The sequence below is a fragment of the Arenibacterium sp. CAU 1754 genome, from assembly GCF_054482635.1.
On sequence record NZ_JBTLRG010000001.1, the window covers coordinates 1,305,568 to 1,322,636 of the forward strand.

Consider the following 17,069-nt stretch of genomic DNA (forward strand, 5'->3'; position numbering starts at 1 on the left):
TTGCCGGGGCTTTGCGGGTCCGATTTGCTAAACCGCAGTTTCCCCGATTGCCGGGTCTTGAGCAACAGTATCCTTTCGGCGCGGTTGTACGAGCAATACACCCAGCAAAACCATGCCCATCGCCGCCCAGAAATAGGGTGAATAGCTTTCGTTCAGGATCAGCATCGCCCAGACCACGCCAAACCCGGTGACCAGATAGCTGACCTGCACCGCAAAGACCGGACCGGTTCGCCCCACCAGCCAGACATAGCTGGCATAGACCACCACATGCACCAGAGACGAGGCAATCAGCGACCATTCCGGCGCCCCATAGGTGCGGAACGGTGAAATGAACTGTCCCGACCCCACCGCCAGCGGCAGCGCTATGACCGCGCCAATCAGCGAGGCACCAAACAGCACCTGCATCGGGTCCAGCCCGCCGGTGCCCCACCTGGCCACGTAATTCCCCTCGAACGCATAGAAGAACGGTGCGACCAGCGCCACGGGGATCCATGCCAGCATGGCCGCGTCCGGCAGGCTCGCCTCGGGCAGAATCAACAGGCTGACACCACCCAGACCGGCCAAAAGGCCCAGGAACCGCCGCATCGAAAACCGTTCAAGCCCAAGGCCCAGCGCCATGGGAAAGGCGATCATCGGGATCAGCGACAACAGAACCGACATTACCCCGGACGGCAGATGCGCAATGGCCTGATAGGACGTGGAATTCGGGATCAGCGTTCCGATGAATGCGATCACCACATAGACCCTGAGCGCCCCGCGCGACCACGGCAGTCCCGACCCGCGCACAAGCGATGCGATACACATCGCGCCTGCCCCGATCACCAGTTGCCAAAAGATCAGCCCGAAATGACCATGCCCGGTGCTGACAGCTATTTTCGTCAGCGGCTGGGTCACGCCCCACCCCGCCCCAAGCAACAGCAAGAGGACGGTAAAGGTAAGCTTTTCGCCCCGGCTCACGGGACCGCCTGTTCCAGACGACCGCCAACGCGGATCATGCGCACCGATTTGGCCACACCCGATTTGTCATCGGTTTCAACGAAAACGCCCGACAGGGTCGCCTCACCCAAGGCCGGCGTGAACCGCGCCTTGGGCATGCCCGTGATAAACCGGCGCATCGGTTCCACCTTGTCCATGCCGATGACCGAATTGTAATCGCCGCACATCCCCGCATCGGTCAGGTACCCGGTGCCAGCCGGCAATACCTGCGCATCCCCTGTGGGCACATGCGTATGCGTGCCGACCACCAGACTGGCGCGCCCATCGCAATAATGGCCCATCGCCATCTTCTCCGAGGTCGCCTCGCAATGCATGTCGACGATCACCGCCGCCGCCTGCCCCCCCAGCGGGTGCGATTTCAAAACCGGTTCGATCGCGGAAAACGGATCGTCAAAGGGGCGTTTCATGAACACCTGACCCAGAACCTGCGCCACCAGAACCTTGCGCCCGTTCTGTGCGGTGAACATCCGATGCCCCCGCCCCGGCGCGACCTTGGCAAAATTGATCGGGCGGACGATGCGCGGTTCCGTTTCGATGAATTGCAACATCTCTTTCTGATCGAACGCATGATCGCCTAGCGTCACGCAATCGGCCCCTGCTTCAAGAAGGGCCTTGGCATGGTCGCCGGTCAGGCCCATGCCGTTTGACGCGTTTTCGCCATTGACCACAACAAAATCTGCCCGCCACTCGGCGCGCAGCCGGGGCAGGTTCTCGCTGATGGCCTTGCGTCCCGCGCGGCCCATCACATCACCCAGAAAAAGAAGTCTCATATTCGCGTGGTATGCTCAGCGTCGCGCAAGAGCAAGCGTCACGTGACGGCCCCACCCCGACGGGATGGGGCCAGCGTTCCATAAGTTACTTGGGCATGATGACTGCGTCGATGACGTGGATCACGCCGTTGTCGGCTTCGATATCGGCACTCACGACATTTGCGCCGTTCACCTTGACGCCACCGGTCGTGGTGATTGTAACGTCACCGCCTTGGGCCGTGGTGGCCATCATATTGTCGCTCAGATCGCCACTCATGACTTTGCCCGGCACCACGTGATAGGTCAGGATCGACACCAGCTGGTCCTTGTTTTCCGGTTTCAGCAGCGATTCAACCGTGCCTTCAGGCAGCGCGGCAAAGGCCTCGTCCGTGGGCGCGAACACAGTGAACGGTCCCTCGCCCTTCAAGGTATCAACCAGACCGGCGGCCTGCACCGCAGCCACCAGCGTTGTGAAGCTGCCCGCCTCGACAGCAGTATCGACGATGTCCTTGGAATGCCCCCCGGCAAATGCGGCCCCCGACAGGGCGGTTGCGGCGGTCAGGGCGAAAAAAGTACGACGTAGCATAATATGGTCTCCCGTTTTGATAAGGATCGCCTGCTGTGGCGACTGAACGTGCTACGGCCTTGATGCGGCGTTGGATGAGGTGATTTTCTGGATGCGCGGGGGTTGATTTCCGTCCCGGCCCGCTAAGCCGGGGGGAGAGCAGGTTTCCACACACATTTTTGTGACCGGTCGTGAGTGCCGAGGCGCCGGTTTACCCGCGCAGGGAGATGATCCGGGCCTCGGTCACGATCATGTCCAGCGGCTGATCCGTCGGCTCCAGCGGCAGTGCATCGTCCCGCTGCGCCTCGTAGGCAAATCCGATCGCCAGCGTCGGGCGCTGCGCGCGCAACTGCTCCAGCGTGCGGTCGTAAAACCCACCGCCATAGCCCAGACGCCCGCCATTCAGATCGAAGGCCACCAGCGGCACGATCAGGATTTCCGGATCAAAGAAATCATCCACCACCGGGATCATCGCGCCAAAGGGGCCGGGTTTCATGTCCCCCCCGGGCTCCCACCGGCTGAATTTCAGCGGTTGCGCCGCGCCCTGGATCACCGGCACGCCCACGGGCCCATGCGCGGCGGCCTCGGCCATGGCCGGGGTCGGGTCAATTTCGGTGCGGATCGGCATGTACCCGGCCAACGGCATACCGCGATAGCCGGCCAGAACCTCGCTCAGATGCCCCGCCGCGCCGGGGGCCACGGCTTCATGTGCGGCCTTGCGCCGGGCAAAGGCCGCCTTGCGCGCGGCCTGTTTCAGGGCGTCCAGATCGCTCACAGCAGGTACAACGCGGCAAAGCCCAGAAAGGCGAAAAACCCGACCACGTCCGTTACCGTCGTCACAAAGGCACCCGAGGCCAGCGCCGGATCGACGTTTAGCTTGTCCAGAATGATCGGAATGACCGTGCCCGCCAGCCCGGCCACCACAAGGTTGATGATCATCGCCGCCGATATCACCGCGGCAAGGCCGATCGAACCGAACCAGACATATCCGATCAGCCCCATGATGACGGCAAAGAAGATACCGTTGGCCAGCCCGACCAGAACCTCACGCCGGATCACCCGCCACACGTTCGACCCGGTCAGGTCGCGCGTCGCAAGCGCGCGCACCGCAACCGTGAGCGATTGTGTCCCTGCATTCCCCCCCATCGAGGCAACAATCGGCATCAGGATGGCCAACGCTACGAATTGCGCGATGACCTGATCGAACTCGGCAATAACCAGTGACGCCAGAATGGCCGTGACCAGGTTCACCGCCAGCCACGGGAATCGCCCGCGCACGGTTTCGATCACCCGGTCCGACAGCGAACTTTCCCCGACACCCGCCAGGCGCAGAATGTCCTCTTCGTGGCCTTCATCCAGAACGACCATGGCATCGTCGATGGTGATCTGCCCGACCAGCCGCCCCTCTTCGTTGACCACTGGCGCCGAAATCAGGTGGTACTGGTTGAACGCATAGGCGACGTCCTCTTCGTCCTGATCGACCGGGATCACCTGAAACACTTCTTCTGTCAGATCGGCCAGCGGCACGTCGCGCCGCGCGCCCATCAACTTGCCCAATGTGATGTTACCGATCGGATGCAGGCGCGGGTCGACCAGAACGACGTGATAGAACTGGTCGGGCAGATTTTCCGAGCTGCGCAAATAATCGATGGCCTGACCAACGTTCCAATGCTCGGGCGCCATGACCACTTCGCGCTGCATCAGACGACCGGCGGAATTCTCCGGATAGGACAGCGCCATTTCAACGGCGACACGGTCGGATTCTTCCAGCGCGTCCAGAATGGCTTCTTGCTGGGGCTCTTCCAGATCCTCGACCAGATCGACGACATCGTCGCTTTCCAGTTCGCGCACAGCCTCGGCCAGAACCTGCGGCGTCAGGATGCTGATCACCTCTTCGCGGATGCTTTCATCCAGTTCCGACAGGATATCCCCGTCGAATTCGCGGTCATAGAGACGAATCAGCCGCGTGCGGTCATACGCGTTGATTTGTTCCAGAAGGTCGGCAATGTCGGCCGCATGCAGCGGCTCCATCAACTCGATCAGCTTGTCACGGTCCTCGATGTCGACCGCATAGAGGATCGCCGCGACGGCCTTGCGATTCAGCGAATAAGCGTCATCCTCGCGGGTTTGGTCGATGACGCCCTCTTCGGTGCCTGTGCTCATGTCCCGTCCCCCTGCGCGATTGTCAGCAAACTAAAAGAAGCGGCTGGTAGAAAACAATGACAATAGCGCAATTTACCCCGGCAAATGCGCCGTTTATCGTGCCGATATGACCCGCGCCTGAAAGGACCCCACAAAATGAGCGCCCCGATCCTTCTCAAAGGGCAGGTTCTGTCCTTTGTCCAGTCTCCGTTTTCCTGCGATCCGGCCGAATCCGTGCGCATCGACGAGGCGGTTGTCCTGAAGGACGGGCATGTTCTGGCAACCGGGGCGTTTCAGGCCCTGCGCGCCGACCACCCGGATGTAACTGTGGTCGATCACAGCAATCACCTCATCACCGCCGGATTCGTGGATGCGCATGCGCATTATCCGCAGACCGCCATCATCGCTAGTTGGGGCAAACGGCTGATCGACTGGCTGAACACCTACACCTTCCCCGAGGAAATGCAATTTGAAGATCCCGGTTACGCGGCTGAAATCGCCGCGCGATACCTGGACCTGACCCGCGCAAACGGCACCACGACGGTCTGCAGCTTTTGCACCATCCACCCGACCAGCGTCGCGGCGATCATGACCGAGGCACAGCGCCGGGGGCAACGCATTGTCGCCGGCAAGACCTGCATGGACCGCAATGCGCCAGAGGGGCTGCGCGACACGGCGCAATCGGCCTATGACGACAGCAAGGCCCTGATCGAACACTGGCACGGGGTTGACCGGCTCAGCTATGCGATCACGCCGCGGTTTTCACCGACGTCCACGCCCGAACAGCTTGATGCGCTTGGCGCTCTTTGGGGCGAATACCCGGAGTGCCTGATGCAGACCCATCTGAGCGAGCAGACCGATGAAATCGAATGGGTGCGCGGGCTTTACCCCGAGGCGCGGGACTACCTCGACACCTATGAAACCCACGGCTTGCTGGGCGCGCGGGGTCTTTACGGGCATGCGATCCATCTTGAGCCCCGGGAACGGGACCGCCTGGCCGAAGTGGGCGCGGCGCTGATCCACTGCCCGACCTCAAACACGTTCATCGGATCGGGCCTGTTCGACATGTCCGGGCTTATGGCCCAGGGCCAGCGGATCGGGCTGGCCACCGATACCGGGGGCGGATCTTCATTTTCCATGCTGCGCACCATGGCGGCGGCCTATGAGATTGCCCAGCTGCGCGGCACCGCCCTGCACCCGGCGCAAATGCTCTGGCTGGGCACCCAAGGCTCGGCACAGGCGCTGCACATGGGCGATCGCATCGGCAATATCGCCCCGGGGATGGAGGCGGACCTTGTCGTTCTGGACCTTGCGTCGACGCCCGCCATCGCGCAGCGCATGGCGCGCGCGGACACCCTGTGGGAGGCACTGTTTCCCACCCTGATGATGGGCGATGACCGTGCCATCGCCCAGGTCTGGATCAACGGTCGCCCCGACCGTTGACCGGAGCGTCGCCTGTCAGATTTCAGAATCGAAAATGCGCGGTAGCGCACAATTTAGCCATGTCCCGCCCGAAAGGCGGCGCATGCCGCGCCATGTTCATTATCTTTGCGCCCGCTGCGCGGGCGCAGTGCCTCCGGCGAGAGTTTTCTTGGCAAGATGAAAAAAGGTTGGTGTTACTTGGCCAGTCGTTGGGCGAGTTTGTCCTGTCGTTCGATGACGCGGGGCAGATCGATGGTGGTGATCTGCCCGTCCGCGACCACCTGTCTGCCTTCGATGAACAGATGTTTCACGCGGCGCGGGCCGGCCAGCAGCAGCGCGGCCTTGTCCCAGCTGCCCGCGCTTTCAATTCCTGTGGTATCCCAGATGGCGATATCGGCACGCTTGCCAGCAGCGATCCGTCCGCAGTCGGGCCGGTTCAACACATCTGCCCCCCCGCGTGTTGCCAATTCCAGCGCCTCGCGCGGGCTCATCGCATCGGCCCCTTGCGTTACGCGCTGCAGCAGCATCGCCTGGCGCGCCTCATCGATCAGGTTGCCGCTGTCGTTGCTCGCCGATCCATCGACGCCCAGACCCACCGGCACGCCCCTGTCCCGCATCGCCCGCAACGGCGCGATACCGCTGCCGAGCCGACAGTTCGAGCAGGGGCAATGGGCCACGCCCGTCTGGCTGCGTGCGAAAAGGTCGATTTCCGCGCCGTCCAGCTTCACGCAATGCGCGTGCCACACGTCGGACCCGGTCCAGCCCAGATCCTCGGCATATTGCCCGGGGCGGCAGCCGAACTGGGCCTCGCTATAGGTGATATCCTCATCATTCTCGGCCAAGTGGGTGTGCAGCATCACGCCCTTGTCCCGCGCCAGCAGCGCCGCATCGCGCATCAACTCGCGGCTGACGGAGAACGGGGAACAAGGGGCAACGCCCACGCGCACCATCGCGCCCTCGGACGCGTCGTGGTGCGTGTCGATCACACGGATGCAATCCTCAAGAATGGCGCCATCTGCCTCGACCAGATGATCCGGGGGCAGACCGCCATTGCTTTCACCGATGCTCATCGACCCGCGCGTGGGGTGAAACCGCATCCCGATCTCACAGGCGGCGGCGATGGTATCATCCAGTCGCGCGCCATTGGGATAGAGATAGAGGTGGTCCGAACTGAGCGTGCAGCCCGACAGCGCCAGTTCCGCCAAGCCGACAAGGGCCGAAACATGCATTTCCTCGGGTCCGAACCGCGCCCAGATCGGGTAGAGCGTTTTCAACCAGTCAAACAGCAACGCATCCTGCCCGCCGGGCACCGCGCGCGTCAGGGTCTGAAACAGGTGATGGTGCGTGTTGACCAGCCCCGGTGTCACAACGCATCCGGTGGCCAGCACCGTATCGCCTGCCGTGGTCAGGCCGTGGCCGATTTCTGCGATCACGCCACCCCGGATCAGGATATCCGCGCCGCCGAGTTCGCGGCGGGCGGCGTCCATCGTCAGGATCATGTCAACATTTTTGATCAGGGTTTCGCGCATCATGGGTCATCCTTTGCCGGACCGACCCGTCTCGGGATGCAGATGATGCAACGCCAGACGGAAAACGGGGGAAAGAGCCTGACGCCACAGCATGTTAGCCCGGCGTTCGGCCCTGCTCAACTCGTTGCCGCGTCCTTTAGCAATTCCAGCGCCGCGGCGTGCAACTCCGGTGTAGCAGCCGCCACCGCCTGCCCGCCCTGGTGCACCGGGTCGCCGCGCCAGTTGGTGACAATGCCGCCCGCGGCTTCGATCACCGCGATCGGCGCCTGAATGTCATAGGCGTTGAGCCCCGCCTCGATCACCAGATCGATCTGCCCGGCCGCCAGCAGCGCATAGGCATAACAATCCATGCCATAGCGTGTCAGCTGCACCTGTTCCGACACGGCGCGAAAGGCCGCGCCCTCCGCGGCGGTGCCAACTTCGGGAAATGTGGAGAACAGGATCGCCTGATCCAGACGCGAGGTGCCGCGCACCTTCAACGCCCGCTCGCCATGCGGTCCGGACATGGTCGCACGCCCGTCGCCGCCGACGAACCGTTCGCCCGTGTAAGGCTGGTCGATCATGCCCAGAAATGGCCCGTTCTCATCGCTGAGCGCAATCAGAACGCCCCAGGTGGGCGTGCCCGAGATAAACCCGCGCGTGCCGTCAATCGGGTCCAGGACCCATTGACGTCCGCTGGGACCTTCGTGTTTTCCGAATTCTTCGCCCCAGATGCCATCGTCGGGGCGGTGCAGGGCCAGAATATCGCGCATCGCGGTTTCGGCGGCCCGGTCGGCCTCGGTCACCGGATCAAACCCGTCGACCAGCTTGTTGTCAGACATAAGCCCGGACTGGCGGAAATACGGCAAAATGGCCGCGCGGGCCGCGTCAGCCATGGTCTGAGCCACATCGAAATCTGAGAGCACTTGGGGTGTCATGCTCCCCAAGTGCCACTCGCAAGCTCAAGTTTCAAGATGTCGGCTGTATCAGGCCACGTCGCTCAGGACGCGCGCCAGATCAAACAGGCGGCGACGCTGGTTTTCCGGGATCGCATAGTAGGACCGGACAAGGTCCAATGCTTCCTTGTCGCCCATCAGGTCGGCAGGAACGTTCGACTTCGGGTTTTCCGCTCCGGCGTGCTCCTGGCTTTGTTCTTCGTCCAGACCTTCGAAAAAGAAGGCGACCGGAACATCCAGTGCATCCGCAATATCCCAGAGGCGAGACGCGCTGATCCGGTTGGCCCCGGTCTCGTACTTCTGGATTTGCTGGAACTTGATACCGACCTGTTCGGCTAGCTGCTGCTGGGTCATGCCAATCAGCCATCGACGATGCCGTACGCGCTTTCCGACGTGCACGTCTACTGGATGGGTCATGCTTCTCTCCTTTACTTACTGGCTACTTTTCGGGCCAAAAACGAAGGACCAGCACCCGCCGCCCAATGCGACATGTTTGATGGTTCGTATCGTTCCCAACATTGCGACCCCCGCCGCACCACAATCAAATACTACGTGCTTTTGGGTTGAATTCAAGAAGGTTGATTCCCCCGGCAAGCTATAATCCCTACGGTTGAGTGCGTCGATTGGCCTGTTTTCATTATTCGAGCCAAGTTTCACACGCTGCTACCAAAAGATGACCTGACGTTGCGTTAGTCGTTGACCATCGTCAAGAAAATCCCTGAATCAAATATGAAAATCCTTCATTTTCGGAGTTCCCATGCGCGCCTATCGACTGCTGAAAGCAGACCAACCCGCTGATTTTTACGATATTCCGGCGCCTCTACCAGGGGCAGATCAAATCCGGTTGGACATTTATGCCTGCGGTCTGAACTTTGCGGACCTTTTGATGCAAAATGGAACCTATCAGGACATTCCGGCCTTACCGTTTACGCTTGGGATGGAAGTGTCCGGAATCATCAACGCCGTGGGTGAGTCGGTTTCAGGCTTCAAAATCGGCGACAGGGTGGCGGTTTTTTCAGGTCAGGCGGGGCTGGCGGAACAGGGGGTGTTCGATGCCAACCGCGCCATCGCCCTGCCCGACGACATGGATTTCGAAACCGGCGCCGCGTTTCAGATCGCCTATGGCACCAGTCACATGGCCCTGGCGCACCGGGCGCGGCTGGCACCGGGCGAAACGCTGCTGGTCACCGGCGCGGCGGGCGGTGTCGGGCTGACGGCGGTCGAAATCGGCAAGCTGATGGGCGCGACGGTCATCGCCCATGCCCGCGGGGCCGACAAACTGGCCGTGGCACAGGCGGCCGGGGCCGATCACCTGATCGATGATTCCGAGGATTTGCGCCAACGGGTTCTGGATTTGGGCGGGGCGGATGTCGTCTATGATGCCGTCGGCGGCGCCGCGTTCAAGGCCGCCTTCCGCGCCTGCCGCCCCGAAGGCCGGCTGATCGCTATCGGATTTGCCAGCGGCGAGGTGCCGCAAATCCCGGCCAATCATCTGATGGTCAAGAACCTGGATGTGATCGGTTTCTACATCGGCGGATACATGAATTTCCGCCCCGACGTGGTGCGCAACAGCCTGGCCACCCTGACCAACTGGTATTCACAGGGCAAACTGCGCCCCCATGTCAGCCATGTCCTGCCCCTGGATCAGGTGCGCGAGGGGATGGACCTTTTGCGCACCCGCAAATCCACCGGCAAGGTGGTGATCAGGATCCGCTGATCAGCTTGCCGCCGCCAGACGCGGCTTGGACTGACCTTCGTTAAAGGCCTGCCGCAACAGTTTCGTCAGGGTTTCAAACACCTCGCCGCCCTTATCGCCGCCGTAGCAGTTGATGTGGTGCACCGGCAACGGCGGCAGCGCGCCGTCATGTTCGATCACTTCAAGATGCGGCGGCAAGGTCCCTTCCAACAGGGCCTGAACGCCCAGATCGGCCGAAACCGTCGCCTCAAGCGTGCGGTCCGAATCCGTGTCGACGGACATGTTCCATTCGATATCCGCCTCTTCCAGTGACTTCAGAACGAAGGGCCGAAAGATACAATGCCGCCCCTGCGCCAGATCCAGAGGGCGTTGCCGCCAGGCAGACCCGCCAATGGCCCCGACCCAATGCAGCGCCTTGCTGGTCAGGATTTCCGCCCCAGGCACTCGTTCGGCCTCGGTCGTGAGGATGACGTCGCATTCGCCGCGTTCAAATTTCTGCTTGAGAGCGGTGGTGTTCAGCGTCTGCAACTGAACCTTTACCCGCGGAAAGGCGGCGTTGAACTGCTGCAGGACACGCGGGATTGCCGGATAAACGATGTCATGGGGCACCCCCAGAACAACCTCGCCCTCAAAGGCCTGATCGGTCAGGCGGCCGATGACCTCGTCATTCAGCGCCACCATGCGCCGCGCATAGGTCAGCAACTGCTCGCCCGAGGCGGTCAGCGCGATGGTGCGCCCCGACCGGTCCAGCAATTGCAGCCCAAGCAGTTCCTCCAATCGTTTTAGCTGCATCGACACCGCAGACTGGGTCAGATGCAGAAATCCGGCCGCCCGGGTGACGCCGCCTGAATCCGCGACGGCCACAAAAGAACGCAGGGTGGTTATGTCCAAATTCCGCATCATCACAATCCTTGATGGGTAAGTTCAAAAACATTCGTTTTTCAAATGAACCACATTCCCCCATATACATCAAGGAAATTGATTGACCTCCAACTATCCATCACGGAAACAGAAAGGACCACGACCATGACATATGCCCTGCCCCGTCGCGCCACCTGTGGCGCCAGCCGGTTTTCCAAGCCAACCCTGTCGCAGTATTTCGGCCTGTGGCGTCAGCGCCAGGCGTTGAAATCGCTGGACAATGCCGCCCTGCGCGACGTCGGCCTGACACGCGAACAGGCCAACGCCGAGGCACAGCGCGGCTTTTGGGACGCGCCGTCCAACTGGTACTGCTGAACCCATGGCCTGCACAGATTGACCGCGTCCAAAACGGGCGCGGTCTTTTTTATGCATCTGGACCTCATTTTTGCCCTGAAATGCTTGAAAAAATGCCATTCCTGACCAATATGGTAGGGGAGATCCGCTGGCATGGGCCTGCGGGCATCATTTTGTGTTGTATGGAGACCACGAATGGCTGAATTTGACACGTCCCGCATGGCAGGCCGCGCCACGGTCGGTGCCCGCGCGGCGCAAATCGACGAGGGCCTGCGCGCCCACATGAACAAGGTCTACGGCACTATGTCCGTGGGCATGCTCATCACGTTTTTCGCCGCCTGGGCCATTGCCGGGCTGGCCGCAACGACCGATCCGTCCCAGGGCGTGGCGCAGATCGGCGCGAACAAGTACCTGACCGATCTGGGCATGACGCTGTATTCGTCACCGCTGAAATGGGTCATCATGTTTGCCCCGCTGGCATTCGTCTTCGGCTTCAGCGCCGCCATCAACCGCCTGTCGGCGGCCGGTGCGCAGCTGGTGTTCTACGCCTTTGCCGCCGTGATGGGCCTTTCGATCAGTTCGATCTTCCTGGTCTATACCGGGCAGTCGATCATCCAAGTCTTCCTGGTGACCTCGATCGCCTTCGCCGGTCTGTCGCTTTACGGCTACACGACCAAAAAGGACATCTCGGGTTGGGGCAGCTTCCTGATCATGGGTGTGATCGGCCTGATCGTTGCGATGATCATCAACATCTTTCTGGGCTCGCCTGCGATCACCTTCGCGATCTCGATCCTGGGTGTTCTGATCTTTGCAGGCCTCACCGCCTATGACACGCAGAATATCAAGAACACCTACCTGTCCCACGCACAGCACGGCGACAGCGAATGGCTGGGCAAGGCCGCCATCATGGGCGCACTGAACCTGTACTTGGACTTCATCAACATGTTCATGTTCTTGCTGCAGTTGCTGGGCAACCGCGAATAATCGCGCCACAGACAGTCAAAACGAACAAGGGCCGGTCGCAAGACCGGCCCTTTTTTGTTTTGGTACGCCCCACAACAGTGGATGTCAGCCCCGCCGTATGGCGTCACCCCACGCACAGGCAAAGCTGTCGGGAATTTGCCGGACGGTTCCCTGGCCGGGTCAGCGCGTGGCCTTGCCGCTCGGCTTGCTTGCCGACGTCGGAGCAGCAGGTGCCAGCCCTTTGAAGTCCAGCGCATATCCCGAATGGGACGATTGCGTCGACTCCTGACCGATACCGGTAAACCCGACACCCTTTTCCTTTTCACAGGCGGCAAGGCACAGGCCCAGCGCCAGCAGGCTGATTGCTTTGATTTTCATGGTCTGCTCATTTTCTTGTTTTTGTGACCGGAACGTTAGGTCAATCCGGTCTCCCCCGCCAAGGGCCGGCGTATAGCCAGCACGGCCAGTGGTGCCACTGTGCAACGCAGGGACCGGCGCATGACCAGGTCAAATGCGCAAAAGAAAAGGGCCGCGCACATGGCGGGCCCCTGTCATTCCGTCAAAGGTGGCGATCAGTTACTTGATCTTGCCTTCCTTGTATTCGACGTGCTTGCGCGCAACCGGATCGTATTTACGAACGATCATCTTTTCGGTCATTGTGCGGGCGTTTTTCTTGGTGACATAGAAGTGGCCCGTGCCTGCGGTCGAATTCAGGCGGATCTTGATGGTGGTTGGCTTCGCCATTATCGTTCTCCTGCACCGGGCATAGGTCTGGCCCGTGAAATCTCTTGAAGCCCGCCTTTTACCCAAGCACAGGTCCGAGTCAACCGCTTCCTTGCGGAATCCCCTGCTTTTGACGCCCCGGCGCCCAATGGCCGCACGAATCGTGCAAAAACCCGGTGGGACGGCCCCAATCGTTACACCCGCGCACGCTCCAAAGCATTCAACGGGTTACCGGAAAAATGTTTCGCGCGCGAAACATTTAAGGGGCAATCTGGCGCCCAAAAACGGTGGTTCCGGTGGGTGAATATTAACGCGCGGAGGGCCTGTAAGCCGGATTCTGTTCCCCGGGTTGCCCCGGTTCGATGACCATTCTTCTAGCGCCCCTGTTGCCAGAGGCGTCAAGCTGCCAACCCGACCCCTCTTGGCAAAAGCCAGCCTAGCGGCGGTATCCCGTTGCCGGGACCAGCCCGCGCGGGGGTCCTATTTGGCATTGCTCCCGGTGGGGCTTGCCGTGCCACCCCTGTTACCAGGGGCGCGGTGGGCTCTTACCCCACCGTTTCATCCTTACCGGCCCGTGGACCGGCGGTTTCATTTCTGTGGCGCTTTCCGTCGGGTTTCCCCGCCCGGGCGTTACCCGGCACCGTCGCTTTTTGGAGTCCGGACTTTCCTCGGAACCCAAGGGCCCCGCGGCCATCCGGCCCTCCGCGCAGAATCGCACTTATGCATGAATAGGTGCCCGGTCAAGCAGGCCGCGTTGCGCCAAGGGGTTCAGGACGCAGGCAAATCCGGGCACAGGGCGGCCAAAACGCCCATATCCGCCGCGCTGAGCGGGCCACGCCCCCACGGGCGATAGCGAAGGCGCACGGCCTCAAGCAGCGTCTGAGGCTCGGCCTGGGCGGTGAACCCCGCAGCGCGGGCCATGTCACGGAACCGGGCCATGTCGGGGCACGGGCACACCGCAGGCGCGGGCATCTCCGCCAGCCCACTCCGGGCCAGCCGCGCCCAGTCGAACCGCGCGCCGGGATCGAACTTGCGCCCCGGCGCCATGCAGGAATGGCCGATCACCCCGCGCGCCGGAATATCCCATCTCTGCATCACCCCGGCCAGCAGGTTCTCAAGCGCGCGCATCTGCGGCTCGGAAAACGGATGTGCGCCGGTATTGTCCAGTTCGATCCCGATCGAACGCGAATTGATGTCGTCCACTCCAGCCCACTCGCCCGCCCCGGCGTGCCAGGCGCGCATCTCTTCCTGCACCATCTGGAACAGGGTGCCGTCGCTGGAAATCAGGTAATGCGCCGAAACCTCGGCCTTGGGGTCGCACAGGCGGTCAAGCGCGGCCTGCGCCGAGTCCATCGCGGTGAAATGCAATACCACCAGCGACGGGGTCAGCCCGTCGCGGCGTTCGGTGAAATTTGGCGAAGGATGCCAGACAGCGGACACGCGGTTCAGTTGTTCACGGCCGCCCGGAAAGGGGCCGGGTTCCACGAACAGGCATATCCGTCCCCATCCGGGTCCAGCCCCAGACGGTCGCGTTCCGGGCCGCCCTTGGCCAGAAACGCGATCTGCGCCTGGTCCGCCGAGGGATAGCCTGCACAGGCGCGCTGTGCCCGCGCGGCCAGATTTATGCCCGACCGGCTGTAAAGGCGGGTGCCGCGGGCGTGTTTGGTTTCCAGCGCATAGGTCACGATGTTGGGTCCGCCGCTGCCAGACCGGCTGGGCAGCGCGGTCGGTTGGATCACCTGGTACTGTTCGCGGTTGCGCGCGATGCGTTCCGCGTCGCTTTCGATGGTCTGGCGGTTGGACACGGCGGCAAAGTCGTTTTCATCCGAAATGCCGGGATTGTTCAGGGTCACCGGCGCCGGGTTGGACGGGCTGGCATTGACCGGGGCCACGCCTGAATTGGCGCTTGAGGCCGCAAGGGCCGCCGCCGCCTCGGCCGCGAGGTCGGCCGAACTGTCCTGCGCGCTCGCCATCGGCATGGGGTCGCCCAGCGGGGCGGCCGTCACGGTCGAGGCGGCCGGCACGATGGTCACCGGGCGCGCTTCGTCCGACAGGGCGCCGGGTTGGACGATGTTCGCGGCCCCCTGCCCGGACAGCTGCAATTCACGCGCCTGGCGCGCCTCGGCAGAACTGTCGAAATAGGCGCCCGCGCCGCTGTCGGGGATTTCCCCACAGGCCGCAAGAACCCCCATCAGAAGGATCGAATGAATAGGACGCATAACCGCCGCCTCGCCGTTTTTGCTTTTGCTTGGGCGCGCTTTTACCACCATTTGCCCGGCTTGGCCACAAACTGGGCCGCGGATTCCAGCGCAAAGGCTGTGTTCAGCAAATCGCCCTCTTCCCAGGGACGCCCGATCAGTTGCAGACCCAGCGGCAGCCCCTGGCGATCCACACCCGCCGGAACGCTGATACCCGGCAGCCCGGCAAGGTTCACGGTCACGGTGAACACGTCGTTCAGGTACATCTGCACCGGATCGGCATCGGTCATCTCGCCCAGACCGAAAGCCGCCGACGGCGTGGCCGGCGTCAGGATCGCGTCGATGCCCTTGGCAAAGACATCTTCGAAATCCTTCTTGATCAGGGTGCGCACGCGACGCGCGCGGTTATAATAGGCGTCATAAAACCCGGCGGACAGAACATAAGTGCCCACCATCACGCGGCGCTGTACCTCGTGGCCGAACCCTTCGGCGCGGGTCTTTTCGTACATCTCGGTGATGCCATCGCCCTGCGCCAGTGTCGCGCGGTGGCCATAGCGCACCCCGTCATAGCGCGCGAGGTTCGAGGACGCCTCGGCCGGGGCAATCACGTAGTACGCCGGCAGCGCGTATTTGGTGTGCGGCAGCGAGATATCGATAATCTCGGCGCCTGCGTCGCGCAGCATGTCGGCGCCATCCGCCCACAGCTTTTCGATCTCTGCGGGCATGCCGTCCATGCGGTATTCCTGTGGAATGCCGATTTTCTTGCCCTTGATGTCTCCGGTCAGCATCGCCTCGAAATCCGGCACGGCCAGATCGGCGCTTGTGCTGTCCTTGGGGTCGTGGCCGCACATGGTTTCCAGCATGATCGCCGCGTCACGCACCGATTTCGTCATCGGCCCCGCCTGATCGAGAGAGGAGGCAAAAGCGATGATGCCCCAGCGCGAGCAGCGCCCATAGGTCGGCTTGATCCCAACGGTGCCGGTAAAGGCCGCAGGCTGGCGGATCGAGCCGCCGGTGTCGGTGCCGGTCGCGGCCAGGCACAGATCGGCCGCCACGGCCGAGGCCGATCCGCCCGATGATCCGCCCGGTGTCAGGTCGGCGGTGTCGCCATCACGTTTCCAGGGGCTGATCACGTTGCCATAGACGCTGGTTTCATTGGACGACCCCATGGCGAATTCGTCCATGTTCAGCTTGCCCAGCATGACTGCCCCCGCGTCGGCCAGATTCTGGCTGACGGTCGACTCATATTCGGGCTTGAACCCTTCCAGAATGCGGCTGGCCGCCTGGCTGGGCACACCCTGGGTGCAGAACAAATCCTTGATGCCGATCGGCAGACCACACATCGCGGGCGCATCGCCCGCCTTGATCCGCTCATCCGCCGCCGTGGCCCGCTCCATCGCGAGATCGGGCGTCTTGTGGACAAAGGCGTTCAGCGCATCGGCCGCGTCAATCGCATCCAGACAGGATTGGGTCAGCTCCCGGGATGTGGTTTCGCCCTTGCGCAGCAGGGCGCGGGCCTCGGCCAGGCCCAGTTTGTTCAGATCGCTCATGATTATTCCACCACCTTGGGGACCGCAAAGAACCCTTCGCGCGCATCGGGCGCATTGGACAGGATCTTGTCCTGCTGGTTTCCGTCCGTGACGACATCTTCGCGCCGCTTGAGCCGCATGGGCGTGACCGAGGTCATCGGTTCAACCCCTTCTACATCCACTTCGTTCAGCTGTTCGATGAACCCGAGAATGGTGTTGAATTCGCTGGCCAGCGCCGGCAGCGCGTCATCCTCGACCTTGATCCGGGCCAGTTTGGCCACCCGGGCGGCGGTGTTTTCGTCAATCGACATGGGGAACCCTCATCTGCGTTACCGCGCATTTACCCGCCCCTGCCCCGGCTCGCAAGCCTGTGGGGCCATTCACGCCCCGCTGCGGGCGGATAATTG

The 17,069-nt window shown here is 62.2% G+C and carries 19 protein-coding genes and 1 other RNA gene; 4 read left to right on the top strand and 16 right to left on the bottom strand.

Annotation, left to right across the window (positions count from 1 at the left end; translation table 11 throughout):
- Nucleotides 1-27: 27 nt before the first annotated feature.
- From ACXYMO_RS06335 to mgtE, 5 genes are all read right to left on the bottom strand, one after another.
- Nucleotides 28-957, bottom strand: a complete 930-nt coding sequence (locus ACXYMO_RS06335; protein WP_458877807.1) for a DMT family transporter — start codon at nucleotides 955-957, stop codon at nucleotides 28-30.
- Nucleotides 954-1,766 carry a TIGR00282 family metallophosphoesterase gene (locus ACXYMO_RS06340; protein WP_458877808.1) on the bottom strand — a complete coding sequence of 271 codons (813 nt, stop codon included), beginning with the start codon at nucleotides 1,764-1,766 and terminating at the stop codon, nucleotides 954-956. Before ACXYMO_RS06340 ends, ACXYMO_RS06335 begins: the two co-directional genes overlap by 4 nt.
- An 85-nt stretch (nucleotides 1,767-1,851) precedes the next feature.
- Nucleotides 1,852-2,331, bottom strand: a complete 480-nt coding sequence (locus tag ACXYMO_RS06345; RefSeq protein WP_458877809.1) for a fasciclin domain-containing protein — start codon at nucleotides 2,329-2,331, stop codon at nucleotides 1,852-1,854.
- Between the two features lie 190 nt (nucleotides 2,332-2,521).
- Nucleotides 2,522-3,085, bottom strand: coding sequence for a 5-formyltetrahydrofolate cyclo-ligase (locus tag ACXYMO_RS06350; protein ID WP_458877810.1), 564 nt, complete (start codon nucleotides 3,083-3,085; stop codon nucleotides 2,522-2,524).
- On the bottom strand, nucleotides 3,082-4,473 hold the full coding sequence (gene mgtE, locus ACXYMO_RS06355) for a magnesium transporter (RefSeq protein ID WP_458877811.1): 1,392 nt from the start codon (nucleotides 4,471-4,473) through the stop codon (nucleotides 3,082-3,084). The genes ACXYMO_RS06350 and mgtE overlap by 4 nt, the downstream gene beginning before the upstream one ends.
- Nucleotides 4,474-4,608: 135 nt before the next feature.
- On the opposite strand from mgtE, the gene guaD reads away from it, so the two are divergent.
- The gene (gene guaD / locus ACXYMO_RS06360; RefSeq protein WP_458877812.1) at nucleotides 4,609-5,895 is read left to right on the top strand and encodes a guanine deaminase; all 1,287 of its coding nucleotides are present in this window, start codon (nucleotides 4,609-4,611) and stop codon (nucleotides 5,893-5,895) included.
- A gap of 173 nt (nucleotides 5,896-6,068) precedes the next feature.
- Here the strand turns inward: guaD and ACXYMO_RS06365 are convergent, their stop codons facing one another.
- The 3 genes from ACXYMO_RS06365 to ACXYMO_RS06375 form a co-directional block, all read right to left on the bottom strand.
- On the bottom strand, nucleotides 6,069-7,403 hold the full coding sequence (locus tag ACXYMO_RS06365) for an 8-oxoguanine deaminase (protein WP_458877902.1): 1,335 nt from the start codon (nucleotides 7,401-7,403) through the stop codon (nucleotides 6,069-6,071).
- 116 nt (nucleotides 7,404-7,519) lie between these two features.
- Entirely contained in the window at nucleotides 7,520-8,320 is an 801-nt protein-coding gene (gene hisN, locus ACXYMO_RS06370) for a histidinol-phosphatase (protein ID WP_458877813.1), read from the bottom strand.
- Nucleotides 8,321-8,368: 48 nt separating this feature from the next.
- Complete coding sequence (locus tag ACXYMO_RS06375; RefSeq protein ID WP_458877814.1) at nucleotides 8,369-8,755, bottom strand: helix-turn-helix domain-containing protein; 387 nt, start codon at nucleotides 8,753-8,755, stop codon at nucleotides 8,369-8,371.
- Between the two features lie 340 nt (nucleotides 8,756-9,095).
- On the opposite strand from ACXYMO_RS06375, the gene ACXYMO_RS06380 reads away from it, so the two are divergent.
- Complete coding sequence (locus tag ACXYMO_RS06380; protein WP_458877815.1) at nucleotides 9,096-10,055, top strand: NADPH:quinone oxidoreductase family protein; 960 nt, start codon at nucleotides 9,096-9,098, stop codon at nucleotides 10,053-10,055.
- On the opposite strand, the gene ACXYMO_RS06385 is transcribed toward ACXYMO_RS06380, so the two are convergent.
- Nucleotides 10,056-10,934, bottom strand: coding sequence for a LysR family transcriptional regulator (locus tag ACXYMO_RS06385; RefSeq protein WP_458877816.1), 879 nt, complete (start codon nucleotides 10,932-10,934; stop codon nucleotides 10,056-10,058).
- 126 nt (nucleotides 10,935-11,060) lie between these two features.
- Here ACXYMO_RS06385 and ACXYMO_RS06390 point away from each other — a divergent pair, with 126 nt between their 5' ends.
- Both ACXYMO_RS06390 and ACXYMO_RS06395 read left to right on the top strand, forming a co-directional pair.
- Entirely contained in the window at nucleotides 11,061-11,270 is a 210-nt protein-coding gene (locus tag ACXYMO_RS06390; RefSeq protein ID WP_458877817.1) for a DUF1127 domain-containing protein, read from the top strand.
- Between the two features lie 174 nt (nucleotides 11,271-11,444).
- Entirely contained in the window at nucleotides 11,445-12,233 is a 789-nt protein-coding gene (locus ACXYMO_RS06395; protein ID WP_458877818.1) for a Bax inhibitor-1/YccA family protein, read from the top strand.
- 159 nt (nucleotides 12,234-12,392) lie between these two features.
- Here ACXYMO_RS06395 and ACXYMO_RS06400 read toward each other — a convergent pair whose 3' ends face one another.
- The 7 genes from ACXYMO_RS06400 to gatC form a co-directional block, all read right to left on the bottom strand.
- Entirely contained in the window at nucleotides 12,393-12,590 is a 198-nt protein-coding gene (locus ACXYMO_RS06400) for a hypothetical protein (protein ID WP_458877819.1), read from the bottom strand.
- Nucleotides 12,591-12,788: 198 nt separating this feature from the next.
- Nucleotides 12,789-12,956: a 50S ribosomal protein L33 gene (rpmG, locus tag ACXYMO_RS06405; protein WP_058275626.1), complete on the bottom strand. Its 168-nt coding sequence runs from the start codon at nucleotides 12,954-12,956 to the stop codon at nucleotides 12,789-12,791.
- Between the two features lie 289 nt (nucleotides 12,957-13,245).
- Nucleotides 13,246-13,641: RNase P RNA component class A (rnpB, locus tag ACXYMO_RS06410), an RNA gene on the bottom strand.
- A 62-nt stretch (nucleotides 13,642-13,703) separates the two neighbouring features.
- Nucleotides 13,704-14,420: an N-acetylmuramoyl-L-alanine amidase gene (locus ACXYMO_RS06415; protein ID WP_458877820.1), complete on the bottom strand. Its 717-nt coding sequence runs from the start codon at nucleotides 14,418-14,420 to the stop codon at nucleotides 13,704-13,706.
- Nucleotides 14,381-15,154 (bottom strand): hypothetical protein, encoded by a 774-nt coding sequence (locus tag ACXYMO_RS06420; RefSeq protein ID WP_458877821.1) that lies wholly within the window; start codon nucleotides 15,152-15,154, stop codon nucleotides 14,381-14,383. Before ACXYMO_RS06420 ends, ACXYMO_RS06415 begins: the two co-directional genes overlap by 40 nt.
- A 41-nt stretch (nucleotides 15,155-15,195) precedes the next feature.
- On the bottom strand, nucleotides 15,196-16,683 hold the full coding sequence (gatA, locus tag ACXYMO_RS06425) for an Asp-tRNA(Asn)/Glu-tRNA(Gln) amidotransferase subunit GatA (protein WP_458877822.1): 1,488 nt from the start codon (nucleotides 16,681-16,683) through the stop codon (nucleotides 15,196-15,198).
- Between the two features lie 2 nt (nucleotides 16,684-16,685).
- Nucleotides 16,686-16,973, bottom strand: a complete 288-nt coding sequence (gatC, locus tag ACXYMO_RS06430; RefSeq protein ID WP_458877823.1) for an Asp-tRNA(Asn)/Glu-tRNA(Gln) amidotransferase subunit GatC — start codon at nucleotides 16,971-16,973, stop codon at nucleotides 16,686-16,688.
- Between the last annotated feature and the right edge of the window lie 96 nt (nucleotides 16,974-17,069).